The sequence below is a fragment of the Burkholderia sp. GbtcB21 genome (genome assembly GCF_019091065.1).
Taxonomy (GTDB): Bacteria; Pseudomonadota; Gammaproteobacteria; order Burkholderiales; family Burkholderiaceae; genus Burkholderia; species Burkholderia pyrrocinia_C.
The window spans coordinates 1-16,721 of record NZ_JAGXKA010000022.1 but is presented as its reverse complement, the minus strand read 5'-3'; the positions used below and the strand labels follow the sequence as shown (position 1 = coordinate 16,721).

Here is a 16,721-nt window from a genome sequence, read left to right as displayed (position 1 = left end):
CATGATCAACAACGATTCCCAGACCCCGGTTCGTGCCGACGAGCCGATCCCGCATCGCAAGGTCATCCGCGCGTGGCTCGTGCCGTTCGCCACGCGCGAGATCGTGCGCCCGATCGCGCTGCTCGTGCTCGACTACCTGCTGCTGTTCGCGGCGTTCGCCGGCGCGCTGCTGATTCCGTCGATCATCGGCAAGATCGTCTGCGGGATGGCCGCCGGCTTCATCACCGGGCGGCTCTTCATCATCGGGCACGACGCGTGTCACCAGAGCCTGACGCCCGATCGCCGGCTGAACCGCTGGCTCGGCCGCATCGCATTCCTGCCGTCGCTGACGCCATACAGCCTGTGGGAAGTCGGGCACAACGTCGTGCACCACGGTTATACGAACCTGAAGGGCTTTGACTTCGTATGGGCGCCGCATACGCCGGCGGAATACGCCGCGCTGTCGCCGGTGCGCCGCTTGCTGGATCGCGTCTACCGAAGCGGCTGGGCGCCGGGGGTTTACTACCTCGTCGAGATCTGGTGGCTGCGGATGTATTTCCCGACCAGGACCTATGTCGGTGCGTCGCGGCCCGTATTCCGGCGCGACTGCCTGCTGGTGACGGGCTTCGCGGCCGTGTGGATCGCCGCCGTCGTCTGGGTGGCGATCGCGACAGGGCAACCCATCGCGCTGCTGCTCGCAACCGCTGTGCTCGTGCCGTTCCTGTTCTGGTGCTCGATGATCGGCTTCGTCGTGTATGTCCATCACACCGACCCGCGCATCGCGTGGCATGCGAACCGCGCGGAATGGTCGAATGCCGCGCCGTTCGTGTCGACCACGCTGCACCTGACGTTCCCGTTCGGTATCGGCGGCCTGCTGCACCACATCATGGAGCACACGGCGCATCACGTCGACATGAGCGTGCCGCTGTACCGGCTCAAGCCCGCGCAGGCGAAACTGGAGGACATGCTGCCCGGGCGGATCGTCGTGCAGCGCTTCAGCTGGCGCTGGTATTTCGACACGGCCCGCCGCTGCAAGCTCTATGACACCGACCGCAAGCTCTGGACGGACTACCTCGGAAACCGGACGAGCGACGCGGCATGCGACGCGCTCCCGCCGGCCGCCGCGGACGAACTGCCGGGCGCGGTTCCCGAACCGGCGGGCAAGGTGCCCGCCGCGAGCGCTCACGCGGTGCCGTAATCCACGTGGCCGGTTTCGCGGCAGAAGCTGACGAGCCGCAAACCGGCCGCCTTTGCGATCTCGATCGCGAGCGACGACGGCGCGGAGATGGTTGCGACCATCGGGATGCCGACCCGTGCGGCCTTGCGCACGAGCTCGTAGCTCGCGCGGCTCGACAGGAACACGAAGCCGTCGGTCGCGTCGGCGCGCGACAGCACGAGCGAGCCGATCAGCTTGTCCAGCGCGTTGTGGCGGCCGACGTCCTCGAACGCGATCCGGATCGCGCCTGTTGCGTCGCACCATGCGGCCGCATGCAGGCCGCCCGTGAGCTGCGTGAGCGCCTGGTGGGCCGGCAGCGCATGTGCCGCGCGCGCCAGCGCGTCGGGCGCGAGGCGCGCGAGAAAGCCCGTGTCGGGCACGCGTTCGGGCGCGAGGTCGAGCAGGTCGATGCTTTCGATTCCGCATACGCCGCAGCCGGTGCGCCCCGCGAGCGCGCGGCGCCGGTCCTTCAGCGCGGCGAATGCCTGCTGGACGACTTCCAGATGGACTTCCGCATGCGGCAGCGGCGCGTCGGCGTGCAGGATCACCTCGATGTCCTTGATGTCGCTGCCGCGCGCGACGATCCCTTCCGAGATTGCGAAGCCGACTGCGAACGCTTCGAGATCGCACGGCGTGCACATCATCACCGCGTGCGAGATGCCGTTGAAGACGAGTGCGACGGGCCATTCCTGGCCGACGTAGTCGTGCGCGGTTTCGACGGCGCCGCCGCGCGTGCGGCGCACGGACAGCTCGATCGCGCCGCGCGGTTCGGCGTGCGGTTCGTCGCGCAGTTCGTCGGATTCGGTCGGATTCACGAGCACTCCCGTTGATTCGAGGCACGGCCGGCGGACCATCAATCGTGTCCGCCGTCCGCGCGCAGAGGTTCTAAAATACCCCAGGCAGGCCGGCCGCGCCGGCAACCGTCACGTCAGGTAACGACCATGGGACTCAGCGACGCTCCGTTGCTATTCAACTTCGAACACGATTCGTCGGAAAATTTCACGTACATCCCGATGATCGTGCGTTTCAACCTCGACCGCTTCGGTTTGCGGATTTCGCTCGAGCAGTGGCAGTTGCTGCCGCTCGAGGACCGCAAGCTGCTCGCGCGCTTTCCGGCCGACGACGACACCGCGATCGAGCCCAACTTCGATCATGCGCTGTTCGAGATGCTGCGCACGCACGCCGATCTGGAACCGTCGTGGTTCCAGCCGGACGAGCAGCCGAGCTGGCGCGCCACCGACACGGTGCCGGAGTCGCTCGTGCAGCAGAGCGCGCTGGCCGGGTTGTCGGCGCCCGCGCTCGCGCAGTGGCAGCGGCTCGCGCCGTTCCAGCGCTACGTGCTGGTGAAGCTGTCGCGCAAGCCGAAGCTGAATCACGATTTCCTGCCCGCGATGCGGGAGTTCGGGCTGACGGCCACGCACTGACGGGCCGCGCGCCGCACCGCAGCGCGGCGCTTGTCCGTCGGAGCGTCAGAGCGGCGGCAGTTGCCGCGGCTTGCGGTCCTGGCCGGTCGCGACGTACGTGAGCGTCGCTTCGGTGACCTTCACGATTTCGCCCATCAGGCGCATGCGCTGTGCATACACCTCGACGTCGACCGTGATCGACGTGTTGCCGGTGCGCATGATGGTCGCGTAGAAGCTCAGAAGATCGCCGACGAACACCGGCTGCTTGAACACGAACGAGTTGACCGCGACCGTCGCGACGCGTCCATTTGCGCGCTGGCTCGCGGGGATCGAACCGGCAATGTCGACCTGCGACATGATCCAGCCGCCGAACACGTCGCCGTGGACGTTCGCGTCGTGCGGTTGCGGGACGACGCGCAGCGCGGGCTGCTTTTGCGGAAGTTCGAGGGTCGAATCGGTCATGGCGGGGGCTTTCATCCTGTAATAAATTCGCCGCCGCGCGCAGGCTGGCCGGCAAGACCGCCGGCAGCGGCGCGAAGCGGCTTCTGCGACAATACAACGTTCGCAAATTGTACGAGAAAGCGGGCGAGCCGGCCGCCGATGCACGCGTCCGGCGCCGCCGCCGATCCTTCCCCCATGCGCCGATTTCCTGCTTCCGGCGAGCCCGCGCCGGCTTCGACCGGGCCCCGCAACGACTGGCAGACCATCCGGTCGCTGCTGCCGTACCTGAGCACCTACAAATGGCGCGTCGCGCTCGCGCTCGCCTGCCTGATCGGCGCGAAAGTCGCGAACCTCGGCGTGCCGGTCGTGATGAAGCGCATCGTCGACCACCTGTCCTACGTGCAGCAGATCACCGCGCTCGGCCGCGCCGAGCAGTCGGCCGGCATCGTGCTCGCGGGCGGCGTCGGGCTGCTGGTCGTCGCGTATGCGTTCGTGCGGCTGTCGACGTCGCTGTTTACCGAGCTGCGCGAGATCCTGTTTTCGAAGGTCACCGAGAGCGCGGTGCGCCAGCTCGCGCTGCAGGTGTTCCGGCACCTGCACGGGCTGTCGCTGCGGTTTCACCTGGAGCGCCAGACGGGCGGCATGTCGCGCGACATCGAGCGCGGCACGCGCGGCATCCAGCAGCTGATTTCGTATTCGCTGTACAGCATCCTGCCGACGCTCGTCGAGGTCGGGCTCGTGCTCGGCTTCTTCGTGGTCAAGTACGAAGCCTATTACGCGTACGTGACGTTCGCGGCGCTGGTCACGTACATCGTGTTCACGGTGAAGGTCACCAACTGGCGCACGCACTTCCGCCGCACGATGAACGAACTCGATTCGCGCGCGAACGCGCGGGCGATCGATTCGCTGATCAATTACGAGACGGTGAAGTACTTCGGCAACGAGGAGTGGGAAGCGCAGCGCTACGACGAGAACCTGAAGCGCTACCGCAAGGCCGCGATCCGCTCGCAGAACTCGCTGTCGGTGCTGAACTTCGGCCAGCAGGCGATCATCGGCACGGGGCTCGTGTTCATCCTGTGGCGCGCGACGCAGGGCGTGCTCGCGGGCAAGCTGACGCTCGGCGATCTCGTGCTGATCAACACGTTCATGCTGCAGCTCTATATTCCGCTGAACTTTCTCGGCGTCGTCTATCGCGAGCTGAAGCAGAGCCTCACCGACATGGACCGGATGTTCGGGCTGCTGTCGGCCGCGAAGGAAGTCGCGGATTTACCCGATGCACGGCCGCTCGCGGTGGCCGGCGCGCAGGTGCGCTTCGAGCATGTGAACTTCGCATACGAGCCGGCGCGGTCGATCCTGCACGACGTGACGTTCACGATCGACGCGGGCACGACGACCGCGGTGGTCGGTCACAGCGGTTCCGGGAAGTCGACGCTGTCGCGCCTGCTGTTCCGCTTCTACGATCTCGACCGGCAGGCGGGCGGCGCGATCCGGATCGACGGCCAGGACATTCGCGACGTCACGCAGGATTCGCTGCGCGCATCGATCGGGATCGTGCCGCAGGACACCGTGCTGTTCAACGACTCGATCTACTACAACATCGCGTACGGCCGGCCGACCGCGACCCGCGACGAGGTGGTCGCGGCCGCGCGTGCCGCGCATATCCACGATTTCATCGAAAGCTTGCCGAAGGGCTATGACACGCCGGTCGGCGAGCGCGGGCTGAAGCTGTCGGGCGGCGAGAAGCAGCGCGTCGCGATCGCGCGCACGCTGCTGAAGAATCCGCCGATCCTGCTGTTCGACGAAGCGACGTCGGCGCTCGATTCGCGTTCGGAACGCGCGATCCAGCACGAGCTCGAGCAGATCGCGCGGCACCGCACGACGCTCGTGATCGCGCATCGGCTGTCGACGGTCGTGCACGCGCAGCAGATCCTCGTGATGGATCACGGACGGATCGTCGAACGCGGCACGCACGACGAACTCGTGCGTGCGGACGGGCTGTATGCGCAGATGTGGGCGCTGCAGCAGCAGCGCGCGGCGGCGGGCGGGGAAGAGGCCGAGGCCGCGTGAGCGGCGATGCTGCGCGCGGTGGCGCGCAGCGGGAACCCGGGGCGGTCTGCCGGAAGCGCGCGCGGGCAGCGTAGCGGCACGACGCGGCGCCGCGTAGGTAGTCCGTCGTCCGGTCAGCCCGCGGCGCGCAGCCGCGCGTCGAGTTCGCCGAGCTGCGCGGGCGTGCCGACGTTCTCCCAGACGCCTTCGTACAGTTCGCCGCTCGCGCGGCCGGCTTCGATCGTCGCGCGGAAGTACGGCGTCAGTGCGCGTCGCGTGCCGGGCGCGAGATCGCGGAACATCCGCGTGTCGTACAGGCCGATGCTGCCGAACGTGACGCGCTCGCCGCCGTCGAGCGACAGGCGCCCGTCGCCACCGAGCACGAAGTCGCCGGCCGGATGGAACGGCGGATTCGGCACCATCACGAGATGCATCGCGGGCGCGTCGAGTGCCGACATGCGCGCGGCGGGGGCGGCGAGCTTCCCGTAATCGAACTCGGCGAACACGTCACCGGCCACCGCGACGAACACCGTCGAGCGCCCGTCGTGTTCCAGCAGCGGCAGCGCCTGCGCGATGCCGCCGGCGGTCTCCAGCGCTTCGCCCTCGGCCGAATACGCGAGCCGCACTCCCCAGCGCGAACCGTCGCCGAGCGAGGCCTCGATCCGTTCACCGAGCCACGCATGGTTGATCACGATCGTCTCGATGCCCGCGCGTGCGAGCGCTTCGATCTGCCAGACGATCAGCGGCTTGCCGCCCGCTTCGAGCAGCGGCTTCGGGCGGGTGTCGGTCAGCGGGCGCATCCGTTCGCCGCGCCCGGCGGCGAAGATCATCGCCGTGGTCAGGGTGTCGCTCATGTTCGGCCGGGTGTCAGGACAGTCAGAACGTATAGCCCACGTCGGCCGGCGCGTTGCCCTCGAGTTCGTCGAGCAGCTTCGCGAACGGCACGAGCGGGCGGTAGCGCAGCGCGACCTTGCGCGCATACGCGAGGAAGCGCGGCAGGTCGTTCAGGTAGTGCGGCTTGCCGTCGCGGTAATTGATGCGCGCGAACAGGCCGAGGATCTTGATATGGCGCTGCAGCCCCATCCATTCGAGCTGGCGGTAGAACTCGCCGAAATCCGGATCGACCGGCAGGCCGGCCTTTTTCGCCTTTTCCCAGTAATACGCGAAGCAGTCGAGCTCGAACTCCTCGTCCCAGCTGACGAACGCGTCGCGCAGCAACGACACGACGTCGTACGTCAGCGGCCCGTAGACGGCGTCCTGGAAGTCGAGCACGCCCGGATTCGGCTCGCAGACCATCAGGTTGCGCGGCATGAAGTCGCGCAGCATGAAACCCTGCGGCTGCGCGTGCGCGCTGGCGACCAGCAGTGCGAAGGTGCGGTCGAGCGTGCCGCGCATCGCGTCGGTGACGGGCTTGCCCAGGTGGCGGCCGACGAACCATTCGGGCAGCAGCTCCATTTCGCGGCGCAGGAACGCTTCGTCGAACGGCGGCAGCACGTCGGGCTTCGACGTGAGCTGGAAGCGGATCAGCGCGTCGAGCGCGTCGCGCATCAGCGGCCGCGCGGCGGCCGGGTCGGCCGGATCGAGCACCGAGATGTACGACGTGCGGCCGAGGTCCGTCACGAGCATGAAGCCCGCGTCGAAATCGTGGGCCAGGATGTCCGGCACGTGATCGCCGGCCGCGGCGAGCAATTGCGCGACCTGGACGAACTCGCGGCACTTCTCGGGCGGCGGCGCGTCGACGGCAATCAGCGTGCCGCCGGCGCTCGTGGCCGACGCGATACGGAAATAACGGCGGAAACTGGCGTCGGACGACGCAGGCGCGAGGGTCGACAGGTCAAGGGCGTAGCGCCCGGCGAGCGGGCGCAGCCACGCGGTGAGTGCGTCGAGGCGGGCGTCGGGCTGGGATGCGGCGGATGGCGGCGTCATGAAACTCGGGGGAGGGGGGAACGTCTTGCCATATAATACCCCACGACTTTTTTGACGCGCCCCGCGTCAGCTTCCGCCGTACAGGTCCGCTGCCTGTCGCGCCGTCCGCCCGATCGCCTCCCCGGTTTGCGCTCAGCCGCAGTCGCGGTTCGACGGCGCGGCCCGCCGTGCGCGAGTGTGCCGTGAAGGCGCGGTTGACAAGGGGCGATTCGCCAAACGATAGATGCCGCCCAAACCGCTATTCCCGAATGTTTTCCCCGGTGACGGGGCGCCGCGCAAACGGCGGCTCGCGCTCGCGCTCCTGGCCGTGCCGGGCCTCGTGCCGGCCGTGTCGTACGCGCAGCTGTCGGGCGCGGCTGCGCAGCCGCAGCCGCTCGACTCGCCGTGGGATCTGCGTCTCGCACCCCAGCTCGAGGATCATCCGCTGAAGGACGGCGCGAAGCCGGCCGCCTTCGTGATCGCCGACCACACGAGCGGCACGGCCGAGCAGGATCTGGCCGCGAAGGGTTCGGCCGAACTGCGGCGCGGCGAAGCCGTCGTGAAGGCCGACGCGATCCACTACGATCAGGATACCGACATGGCCGATGCGTACGGCCAGGTCAGGATAGTCAATGGCGGCACGTCGTTCGCGGGCCCCGAGGCGCATCTGAAGATCGAGGCGAACCAGGGCTTCATGACGGCGCCGAAGTACCACTTCAACGTGACGGGCGGGTCGGGCAGCGCGGAGCGCGTCGACATGGTCGACAACGAGCGCTCGGTGTTCGTCAACGGCACGTACACGGCGTGCCAGTGCTCGACGAACCCCGCGTGGTACATCAAGGGCAGCCGCTTCGACTTCGATACGGGCGCCGACGAAGGCACCGCGCGCAACGGCGTGCTGTTCTTCCAGGGCGTGCCGATCTTCGCGAGCCCGTGGCTGACGTTCCCGCTGTCGGGTGAGCGGCGCAGCGGCCTGCTGCCGCCGACGTTCTCGATGAACTCGAACAACGGCTTCGAGCTGTCGCTGCCGTACTACTTCAACATCGCGCCGAACCGCGACCTGACGCTTACGCCGCGCATCATCTCGCGGCGCGGCGTGATGGCCGAAGCGACGTTCCGCTACCTGTCGGCGTCGTATTCGGGCACGCTGACGGCCAATTACCTGCCGGATGACCGGCTCGCGCACCGCAACCGCTACGCGATCTACTGGCAGCACCAGCAGAACTTCGGCGGCGGCTTCGGCGGCTACGTCTACTACAACAAGGTCTCGGACAACACCTATCCCGAAGATCTCGGTTCGACGAACCAGTTCATCAACGGGACGCAGACGCTGTACCAGCAGGAAGCCGGCCTCACGTACAACAACGGCCCGTGGTCGGTGCTTGCGCGTTACCAGCACTGGCAGACGCTGCCGCCGTCGATCGCGCCGTACAGCCGCGAGCCGCAGTTGAACGTGAAGTACACGAAGTACAACGTCGGCGGCTTCGACTTCGGCGCGGAAGCCGATTATTCGCGGTTCCGCATCACGACGGCCGATGCGACCGAAGGCGACCGGATCGTCTTCAACCCGTACATCGCATACGGCGTGTACGGCCCCGGCTACTTCGTCGTGCCGAAGGTCCAGTACCACTTCGCGTCGTACGACCTGAGCCACCTGTCGTCGGGCACGCCGAACAACCCGAAGCGCTTCACCGAGTCGATCCCGACCGTGACCTTCGACTCGGGCCTGATCTTCGACCGCTCGGTGCGCCTGTTCGGGCAGGACTTCATCCAGACCCTCGAGCCGCGCCTGTACTACGTGTACACGCCGTATCGCGACCAGTCGAACGCGCCGCTGTTCGACACCGCGGAATCGGACTTCGGCCTCGCGGAGATCTACCAGCCGAACACGTTCGTCGGCAACGACCGGATCGCCGATGCGAACCGGATCACGGCCGGCCTCACGTCGCGCTTCATCGATCCGCGCACCGGCGACGAGCGTGCGCGCTTCGTGATCGCGCAGCAGTACTACTTCGCCGATCAGCGCGTCACGCTGAACCCCGGGCAGAGCGCCGTGCTGGCGCGCCACTCGGACCTGATCGTCGGCGCCGCGCTGAAGCTCGGTTCGGGCTTCATGTCGGAAACGGCGTTCCAGTACAACCAGAACAACAACCAGCTCGTGAAGTCGAGCATCGGTTTCGGCTACAGCCCGGGCGAGCGCCGCGTGATCAACGTCGGCTACCGCTATACGCGCTCGAACACCACGCTCGACAACCAGCCGATCAACCAGTTCCTGGTGTCCGCGCAGTGGCCGCTCACGCGCCGCCTGTATGCGATCGGCCGCTTCAACTACGATCTCGCCGGCGATCGCGTGGTCGACGGTCTGCTCGGCTTACAATACGACGCGGATTGCTGGGCGCTCGGGGTCGGGGTGCAGCGGGCCGCGAACGGCATCAATTCGTCGGGACAGCAGAACTCGTCGACGCGCTTCATGATGCAACTGACGCTCAAGGGCTTGTCGACCGTCGACAACGGCCTCGTGTCCGCATTCCGCGCCGGGGTGCCGGGCTACACGCCGCTGCCGCCGCCGCCGCCGCCGATGTCCCGCTTCAGCAACTACGAGTAACGCCGGCTTGTCTGCACCGGTCAGCACGATTTCAATGGAGTATCAGTGGCAATGAAGAAATCCCTTCGTTTCGCGGCAGTCGTGTCCAGCCTCGCCGCGTCCGCCGCGCTGCTCGCCGCCGCGCCGGCCGCGGCGCAGGCGCTCGGTTCGCGAGGTGCGCAGCTCGCCGACGAAGTCGTCGCGGTCGTCAACAACGACGTGATCACGGGCCGCGAACTCGACCAGCGCGTCGGCCTGATCGCGCGCCGGCTGCAGCAGCAGAACGCGCCGGTGCCGCCGGCCGACCAGTTGCGCGCGCAGGTGCTGAACCAGATGGTGCTCGAGCGGATCCAGGTGCAGAAGGCCAAGGACGACGGGATCCGCATCGACGACGCGACCGTGCAGTCGACGCTGCAGCGTCTCGCGCAAGCGAACGGGATGACGCTCGAGCAGTACCGCGCGCGTCTGGAGTCGCAAGGCGTGCCCTGGAGCATCTTCACGAGCGATGCGCGTACCGAGCTGATGCTGTCGAAGCTGCGCGAGCGCGAGGTCGACGGCAAGATCACCGTGTCGGACGCCGAGGTCGCGAACTACATCGCGAGCCAGCGCGGGCCGAACGCGGCACAGCAGCAGGACCTGCGCTTCCAGCACATCTTCATCAAGGCGCCGACCAACGCGCCGCAGGCCGACATCGAAGCCGCGCAGAAGAAGGCCGACGCGCTGCTGCAGCAAGCGAAGTCGGGCGCCGATTTCGAGCGGCTCGCGAAGAACAACTCCGAAGCAAACGACGCGAAGAAGGGCGGCGACCTCGGTTTCAAGGCGCCGAGCGCGCTGCCGGCCGAAGTCGTCGACGCCGCATCGAAGCTGCGTCCGGGCCAGGTCAACCCGACGCTGATCCGCGTGCCGGACGGCTTCGAGATCGTGCGTCTCGTCGACCGCCGCCAGAGCCAGGGCGCTTCCGCCGCGGCGCCGAAGATCGTCCAGACGCACGTGCGCCACATCCTGCTGCGCGTGGGCGAAGGCAAGTCGGAAGGGCAGGCGCGCCAGCAACTGGCCGACATCCGCAACCAGGTCGAGGCCGGCGGCGATTTCGCGAAGTTCGCGCGTACTTACTCGCAGGACGGTTCGGCGTCGCAGGGCGGCGATCTCGGCTGGATCAGCCCGGGTGAAACCGTGCCGGAATTCGAGCGTGCGATGAACAACCTGCAGGACGGCCAGATCAGCCAGCCGATTCGTACCGAGTACGGCTACCACCTGATCCAGGTGCTGAACCGCCGCGAGGCGGAAGGCTCGGTGCAGCAGCAGATGGACATCGCGCGTCAGGCGATCGGCCAGCGCAAGGCCGAGCAGGCATATGCCGACTGGCTGCGCGAGCTGCGCGACTCGTCGTACGTGCAGTTCAAGATCGGCGGCGCCGGCCCGGCGAACTGAACGAGCCTCCGATGACCACGCCCGCGCTGCAGATCGCGATCACGACCGGCGAACCCGCGGGCGTCGGCCCTGAGCTGACCGTGCAGGCGCTGCGAGATGCCGCGCAGCGCTGGCCCGACGCGCATTTCACCGTGCTCGGCGATGCGGCGCTGCTCGACGCGCGCGCGGCGGCGGTCGGCGCGAACCCGGCAACGCTCGCCGGCGGGCAGGTGTCGGTCGCGCATCGCGCGCTCGCCGCTCCCGTGCAGGCGGGCAAGCTGGACGCGGCGAACGGCCGGTACGTGCTCGACCTTCTCGACGCGGCGATCGACGGCGCGCTGGCGGGCCGGTACGACGCGATCGTTACCGCGCCGCTGCAGAAGAGCACGATCAACGATGCGGGCGTGCCGTTCACCGGCCATACCGAATACCTGGCCGAGCGCACGCATACGCCGCGTGTCGTGATGATGCTGGCGGGCACCGGTGCCAGGCCGCTGCGCGTCGCGCTCGCGACCACGCACCTGCCGCTGAAGGACGTGTCGGCCGCGCTGACGATCGACGGGCTCGTCGAGACGCTCGCGATCATCGATCGCGACCTGCGGCGCGACTTCGGTCTCGCCGCGCCGCGCATCCTCGTGACGGGCCTGAACCCGCACGCGGGCGAGAACGGTTATCTCGGCCGCGAAGAGATCGACGTGATCTCGCCGGCGCTGGCCCGCGCGAACGCGCAGGGTATCGATGCGCGCGGCCCGTATCCGGCCGACACGCTGTTCCAGCCGCGCCATCTGGCCGATGCCGATTGCGTGCTCGCGATGTTCCATGACCAGGGGTTGCCCGTGCTGAAGTATGCGACGTTCGGCGAGGGCATCAACGTGACGCTCGGGCTGCCGATCATCCGCACGTCGGTCGATCACGGCACCGCGCTCGATCTGGCCGGCACGGGCCGCGCGGATCCGGGCAGCATGGTCGCCGCGCTCGATACGGCCGTCACGATGGCGCGCCATCGCCGCGCGGCCTGACACGGCCCGACCTCACCCCATTCGTCGTATTTTTCGTTTTACTGAGTCGATGTCGAACAGCAGACAGCACCAAGGCCACTTCGCGCGCAAGCGCTTCGGGCAGAACTTCCTCGTCGATCACGGCGTGATCGCTTCGATCGTGTCGACGATCGGCCCCGCGCGCGGCCAGCGCATGGTCGAGATCGGCCCCGGGCTCGGCGCGCTGACCGGGCCGCTGATCGAGCGTCTCGCGACGCCCGAGGCGCCGCTGCACGCGGTCGAGCTCGACCGCGACCTGATCGGGCGCCTGCAGCAGCGCTTCGGCGCGCTGCTCGAACTGCACGCGGGCGACGCGCTCGCGTTCGACTTCGGTTCGCTCGCGGCGCCCGGCGACAAGCCGTCGCTGCGGATCGTCGGCAACCTGCCGTACAACATTTCCAGCCCGCTGCTGTTTCACCTGATGACGTTCGCCGACGTGGTCATCGACCAGCATTTCATGCTGCAGAACGAAGTCGTCGAGCGGATGGTCGCGGAGCCGGGCACGAAGGCGTTTTCGCGGCTGTCGGTGATGCTGCAGTACCGCTACGTGATGGAAAAGATGCTCGACGTGCCGCCGGAATCGTTCCAGCCGCCGCCGAAGGTCGATTCGGCGATCGTCCGGATGATTCCGTACGAGCCGCACGAACTGCCGGACGTCGATCCGGTGCTGCTCGGCGAAATCGTCACCGCCGCGTTCTCGCAGCGCCGCAAGATGCTGCGCAATACGCTCGGCGACTATCGCGAGACGATCGATTTCGATGCGCTCGGCTTCGATCTCGCGCGCCGTGCGGAGGACGTGAGCGTGGCCGAATACGTCGGCGTCGCGCAGACGCTCGCGGCGGTGCGCAAGGCCGGGTAACGCGCATGGCGCGGGCCGGACCACCGGATGTCGCGATGAGGCTGCCCCGCGGGGCAGCTTTTTTATTGCGCTCGTGCCTTTCTTCGCATGTGCGGCTGCCGCCTGCCGTCACGCCCGCCTGCGCGGCGGCGTGTTGACGAGCGCGATGCCGGTCAGCACGAGCGCGGCCGCGGACATGAAGCGCCAGCCGACCGATTCGCCGAGCAGCAGCACGCCGAACGCGACGCCGAACAGCGGCGACAGGAACGTGAATACGGACAGCCGCGACGCGCTGTAGCGCGTCAGCAACCAGAACCACGACAGGTAGCTGACGAACGCGACGATCACCGACTGGTACGCGAGGCTTGCCACCGCGACCGGCGTCACATGCGCGAACGACATCTGGCCGAACAGCGCGGCCAGCGCGACCAGTACGACCGCCGACACCGCGAGCTGGTAGAACAGCGTCTTGCTCGCACTTGCGTGCGCGAGCGCCGTCGAACGCACGACGACCGTCGTCGCGGCCCACATCGCGCCGCCGAGTATGCCGAGCGCGTCGCCGGCCAGCCCCGCCAGCACCGATGCGCCGGGCGCGCGCGGCGTCAGGAAGCCGTCCGCGAACGCGAGTGCGATACCGGCGAACGCGAGGCCGACGCCGGCCCACTGCGCGCGCTGCAGCCGTTCGCCCGGCGCGAACAGGTGCAGGCCGAGCGCGGTGAAGCAGGGCGCCGTGTACAGGAAGATCGCCATGTGCGACGCGCTCGTCAGCGTCAGCCCGAAGAATACGCAGACGAATTCGCCGGCGAACAGCGCACCGGCCGCGAGGCCGGCGCCGAACGTGCCGTCCGCGTGGAACAGCGGCGTGCCGCGCGCGCGGGCCCAGCCCCACAGCAGCAGCGCGGCAATCACCGAGCGCAGCCCGGCCTGGAACATCGGCGCGATGGCGGCATTCGTGCTCTTGATCGCGACCTGCTGGAAGCCCCAGATCGCGCACAGCAACAGCATCAGGCCCACCGCGCGCATGTCGAGCGCGCGGCGCATGGGCGTGGCGGCAAGCGTGGTCATCGGCGAGCCTCGCTGATTCGATAGGGCAGCAGCAGCGAGATCGGGTGGGCGGCGCGTTCGGCGCGCTCGAATCGGCGGTTTCGCACGAGAGTTTAGAGAGGCGCGAGATGGTCTTGGAGTCGGGAACGAGAATCTAAACTTGGACCTCGCAGCCTCGGAGCGGGCTCACGGTGGACGAACATTCGAAGGGCAATGTAAGCGCCGCCTATGGTCCTCTGTGCGATGAGAGTTGGAGGCTTCACGCTTTGTGAGGTTTAGTCGACTCGACCTTTTTTCTGGATCAGTTCAATTTTGTAGCCATCGGGGTCCGCGACAAAGGCGATCACGGTTGTACCGTGCTTCATAGGGCCGGCTTCGCGCGCCACGACGCCACCGCGCTTTTTTACTTCTTCACAGGCGGCATACGCGTCTTCCACTTCCAGCGCGATATGACCGTACCCCGTTCCCAAGTCGTACTTGTCGGTGCCCCAGTTGTAGGTCAATTCGATAGCTGCGGCTTCGGACTCGTCTTCGTAACCGACAAATGCCAGCGTGAACTTTCCATCAGGGTAGTCGTGCTTTCGGAGCAGACGCATGCCGAGGACCTCGGTGTAGAAGCGGATGGACGCGTCCAAATCGCCTACGCGAAGCATAGTGTGCAGGATTCGCATGAGTAGTCCTTTGATGGCGCGTCGAAAGACGCATTGAGAACCCGCAATTGTAGAGGATATGGAGTTGACCTGCTTTTCGCCCCAACTTGCTTAGACTCTAGCTTCAAGTGCAACACCTTTGATGAGATAGGGTGTTGCGATGACGAATTACAAGCATCTGAGCGCCGAAGAGCGCGCGGTGATCATGATCGAGAAGGCCCGGAACACGAGCGTCAGAGCGATTGCAAGGCTGCTTGGCCGCAGCGCGTCGACGATCACACGAGAACTGGCGCGCAATCGTACGGAAGCGCCTCGCTGCTATGACGCCACAAGCGCGGCCAGAGCCTATCGGACGCGCCGCGAGCGAAGTCGGCGTCAGGCGAAACTGGCAGCAGGAAGCACGCTGTACTGGCGGGTGCATCACGATCTGGTTTATCGGTGCTGGTCGCCGCAGCAAATTGCTGCGAGACTTCGCGAGATGCATCCAGACAACCCCGAGCAACGCGTCAGCCACGAAACGATCTACGCGGCGATTTATACCCATCCCCGCGGCGGCTTGAAGCAGGCCATGATTGAGGCCCTGCGTCAGGAGAAACCGGTGCGTGGCAACGCACGCAAGACGCTGGCCCGCAAGAGCTTTGTGCCGGAAGAACTTCGCATCGTCCATCGGCCCGAGGCAATCGAAACGCGCCAATGGCCCGGTCATTGGGAAGGCGATCTCATCAAGGGGGCCTTCAATCGTTCCTGCGTCGGCACACTGGTCGAGCGCAAGACGCGCTTCGTGGTGCTGTGCCGCATGGATGGCTGCACGGCCGAGGATGCACTGGAAGGCTTCACGCGCCAGATGAAGAAGCTGCCGGCCTTTCTGCGGGAAAGCCTGACCTACGATCGCGGATCGGAAATGACCTGTCATGTCGAGCTGGCTGAACGATTGAATCTGGATATCTGGTTCGCGGATCCCTACGCGCCTTGGCAACGAGGCAGCAACGAAAATACCAACGGCCTGCTGCGCCAGTTTCTACCCAAAGGAATGGACCTGTCAGGCGTGACCCAGATGCAGTTGAACGATATTGCCAAGCTGATGAACGGACGCCCTCGTCAAACCCTCAACTGGAAAACCCCCGAAGAGGCCATGGCGATGGAATTAGCTGCCACCGGGTTGGCTAAACGTTGCACTTGATTCTTGAGACCGCCTTGTCCCTTGACCGGCAGTTTCTTCCGCAGGTTAGGATGACCGGCATGATTCTTGTCTACCGCTACCGCGTGAAGTCGCTCAACGGACTGCTCAACAATCAGAGCCGTGCGGTGAACTACGTCTGGAATTTCTGCAACGACACGCAGAAGCACGCGCTCAAGTGGAGCAAGAGGTGGCCGACCGGCTTCGACCTGAATGTGCTCACGACCGGCAGCAGCAAGGAACTCGGCATTCACTCGGGAACGGTCAACGCAACGTGCGAGCAGTACGCGAAGTCGCGCAGCCAGCACCGGCGCCCTTACCTGCGCTATCGCGGCAGGAAATCGCTTGGCTGGGTGCCGTTGAAAGGCCGCGACATGAAACGTGAAGGCGACGCGTTTCGCTTTGCCGGCCATACTTTCCGCGTGTTCAGCAGCCGGCCGCTCCCTGAAGGCAAGATCAAGGACGGAACCAATTTTGCGCAGGATGCGCGCGGCAACTGGTTTCTCAACATCGTGATCGAGATGCCCGATGTTCAGGCGCGCCCGATCCGTTCCGGCGTCGGCCTCGATCTCGGTCTGAAAGACTTCGCCACACTTTCGACCGGCGAGAAGCTGCCTAACGACCGGTTCGGCCAGCGCGCGGCCGAAAAGCTGGCGAGAGCCCAACGCGCGCGAAAGCACAAACGACATATCGCGAAGCTGCACGCGAAAGTGGCGAATGCCCGCGCCGATTTCCAGCACAAGCTCGCACTCGATCTGGTGCGACGCTTCGACTACATCGCGGTCGGCAATGTGTCGGCCACCAAACTCGCCAGAACCAGGATGGCGAAGAGCATCTACGACGCATCCTGGTCGTCCTTCCGAAACAAGCTTCGTCACAAAGCGATGGCGCACGGAGTCACGTTCGAGGAAGTGGACGAAAGCGGTTCTACCCAGTCCTGTTCGGCGTGCGGGTCGAGAGACAGCACGACGCGGCCGAAAGGTATCGCGGG

The 16,721-nt window shown here is 66.5% G+C and carries 15 protein-coding genes; 9 read left to right on the top strand and 6 right to left on the bottom strand.

Going from position 1 to position 16,721, the window contains the following annotated elements; translation table 11 throughout:
• Window position 1 precedes the first annotated feature (1 nt).
• Window positions 2–1,177 (top strand): fatty acid desaturase, encoded by a 1,176-nt coding sequence (locus KVT39_RS32610; protein WP_217591005.1) that lies wholly within the window; start codon window positions 2–4, stop codon window positions 1,175–1,177.
• On the opposite strand, the gene fdhD is transcribed toward KVT39_RS32610, so the two are convergent.
• Window positions 1,162–2,016 carry a formate dehydrogenase accessory sulfurtransferase FdhD gene (gene fdhD / locus KVT39_RS32605; protein ID WP_131947145.1) on the bottom strand — a complete coding sequence of 285 codons (855 nt, stop codon included), beginning with the start codon at window positions 2,014–2,016 and terminating at the stop codon, window positions 1,162–1,164. The two genes, KVT39_RS32610 and fdhD, sit on opposite strands and share 16 nt — an antisense overlap.
• Window positions 2,017–2,136: 120 nt before the next feature.
• Here fdhD and KVT39_RS32600 point away from each other — a divergent pair, with 120 nt between their 5' ends.
• On the top strand, window positions 2,137–2,619 hold the full coding sequence (locus KVT39_RS32600; RefSeq protein WP_034178989.1) for a nitrate reductase associated protein: 483 nt from the start codon (window positions 2,137–2,139) through the stop codon (window positions 2,617–2,619).
• Window positions 2,620–2,664: 45 nt separating this feature from the next.
• Here the strand turns inward: KVT39_RS32600 and KVT39_RS32595 are convergent, their stop codons facing one another.
• Entirely contained in the window at window positions 2,665–3,060 is a 396-nt protein-coding gene (locus KVT39_RS32595; RefSeq protein WP_034178988.1) for an acyl-CoA thioesterase, read from the bottom strand.
• A 174-nt stretch (window positions 3,061–3,234) separates the two neighbouring features.
• On the opposite strand from KVT39_RS32595, the gene KVT39_RS32590 reads away from it, so the two are divergent.
• A complete protein-coding gene (locus KVT39_RS32590) occupies window positions 3,235–5,106 on the top strand; it encodes an ABC transporter ATP-binding protein/permease (RefSeq protein ID WP_217591004.1) in 1,872 nt (623 codons plus the stop codon).
• 113 nt (window positions 5,107–5,219) lie between these two features.
• Here KVT39_RS32590 and murU read toward each other — a convergent pair whose 3' ends face one another.
• Together murU and KVT39_RS32580 are read right to left on the bottom strand one after the other, a co-directional pair.
• A complete protein-coding gene (murU, locus tag KVT39_RS32585; protein ID WP_217591003.1) occupies window positions 5,220–5,939 on the bottom strand; it encodes an N-acetylmuramate alpha-1-phosphate uridylyltransferase MurU in 720 nt (239 codons plus the stop codon).
• Between the two features lie 22 nt (window positions 5,940–5,961).
• Entirely contained in the window at window positions 5,962–7,011 is a 1,050-nt protein-coding gene (locus KVT39_RS32580; protein ID WP_217591002.1) for an aminoglycoside phosphotransferase family protein, read from the bottom strand.
• A 223-nt stretch (window positions 7,012–7,234) separates the two neighbouring features.
• Between KVT39_RS32580 and KVT39_RS32575 the strand changes: the two genes are divergently transcribed.
• From KVT39_RS32575 to rsmA, 4 genes are read left to right on the top strand one after another with little or no spacing between them, the layout of a single operon-like run.
• A complete protein-coding gene (locus tag KVT39_RS32575; protein ID WP_034178985.1) occupies window positions 7,235–9,595 on the top strand; it encodes an LPS-assembly protein LptD in 2,361 nt (786 codons plus the stop codon).
• A gap of 51 nt (window positions 9,596–9,646) precedes the next feature.
• On the top strand, window positions 9,647–11,005 hold the full coding sequence (locus tag KVT39_RS32570) for a peptidylprolyl isomerase (RefSeq protein WP_105391409.1): 1,359 nt from the start codon (window positions 9,647–9,649) through the stop codon (window positions 11,003–11,005).
• Window positions 11,006–11,016: 11 nt separating this feature from the next.
• On the top strand, window positions 11,017–12,003 hold the full coding sequence (pdxA, locus tag KVT39_RS32565) for a 4-hydroxythreonine-4-phosphate dehydrogenase PdxA (RefSeq protein ID WP_034178983.1): 987 nt from the start codon (window positions 11,017–11,019) through the stop codon (window positions 12,001–12,003).
• A 49-nt stretch (window positions 12,004–12,052) separates the two neighbouring features.
• Window positions 12,053–12,880 carry a 16S rRNA (adenine(1518)-N(6)/adenine(1519)-N(6))-dimethyltransferase RsmA gene (rsmA, locus tag KVT39_RS32560; protein WP_034178982.1) on the top strand — a complete coding sequence of 276 codons (828 nt, stop codon included), beginning with the start codon at window positions 12,053–12,055 and terminating at the stop codon, window positions 12,878–12,880.
• 108 nt (window positions 12,881–12,988) lie between these two features.
• On the opposite strand, the gene KVT39_RS32555 is transcribed toward rsmA, so the two are convergent.
• Window positions 12,989–13,924 carry a DMT family transporter gene (locus KVT39_RS32555; protein ID WP_034178981.1) on the bottom strand — a complete coding sequence of 312 codons (936 nt, stop codon included), beginning with the start codon at window positions 13,922–13,924 and terminating at the stop codon, window positions 12,989–12,991.
• Between the two features lie 254 nt (window positions 13,925–14,178).
• Window positions 14,179–14,574 (bottom strand): lactoylglutathione lyase, encoded by a 396-nt coding sequence (gene gloA / locus KVT39_RS32550; protein WP_034178980.1) that lies wholly within the window; start codon window positions 14,572–14,574, stop codon window positions 14,179–14,181.
• Window positions 14,575–14,713: 139 nt separating this feature from the next.
• Here gloA and KVT39_RS32545 point away from each other — a divergent pair, with 139 nt between their 5' ends.
• Window positions 14,714–15,733 (top strand): IS30 family transposase, encoded by a 1,020-nt coding sequence (locus KVT39_RS32545; RefSeq protein ID WP_080484403.1) that lies wholly within the window; start codon window positions 14,714–14,716, stop codon window positions 15,731–15,733.
• A gap of 59 nt (window positions 15,734–15,792) precedes the next feature.
• The coding region (locus KVT39_RS32540) for an RNA-guided endonuclease TnpB family protein (RefSeq protein WP_217591001.1) at window positions 15,793–16,721 on the top strand (929 nt) is incomplete at its 3' end.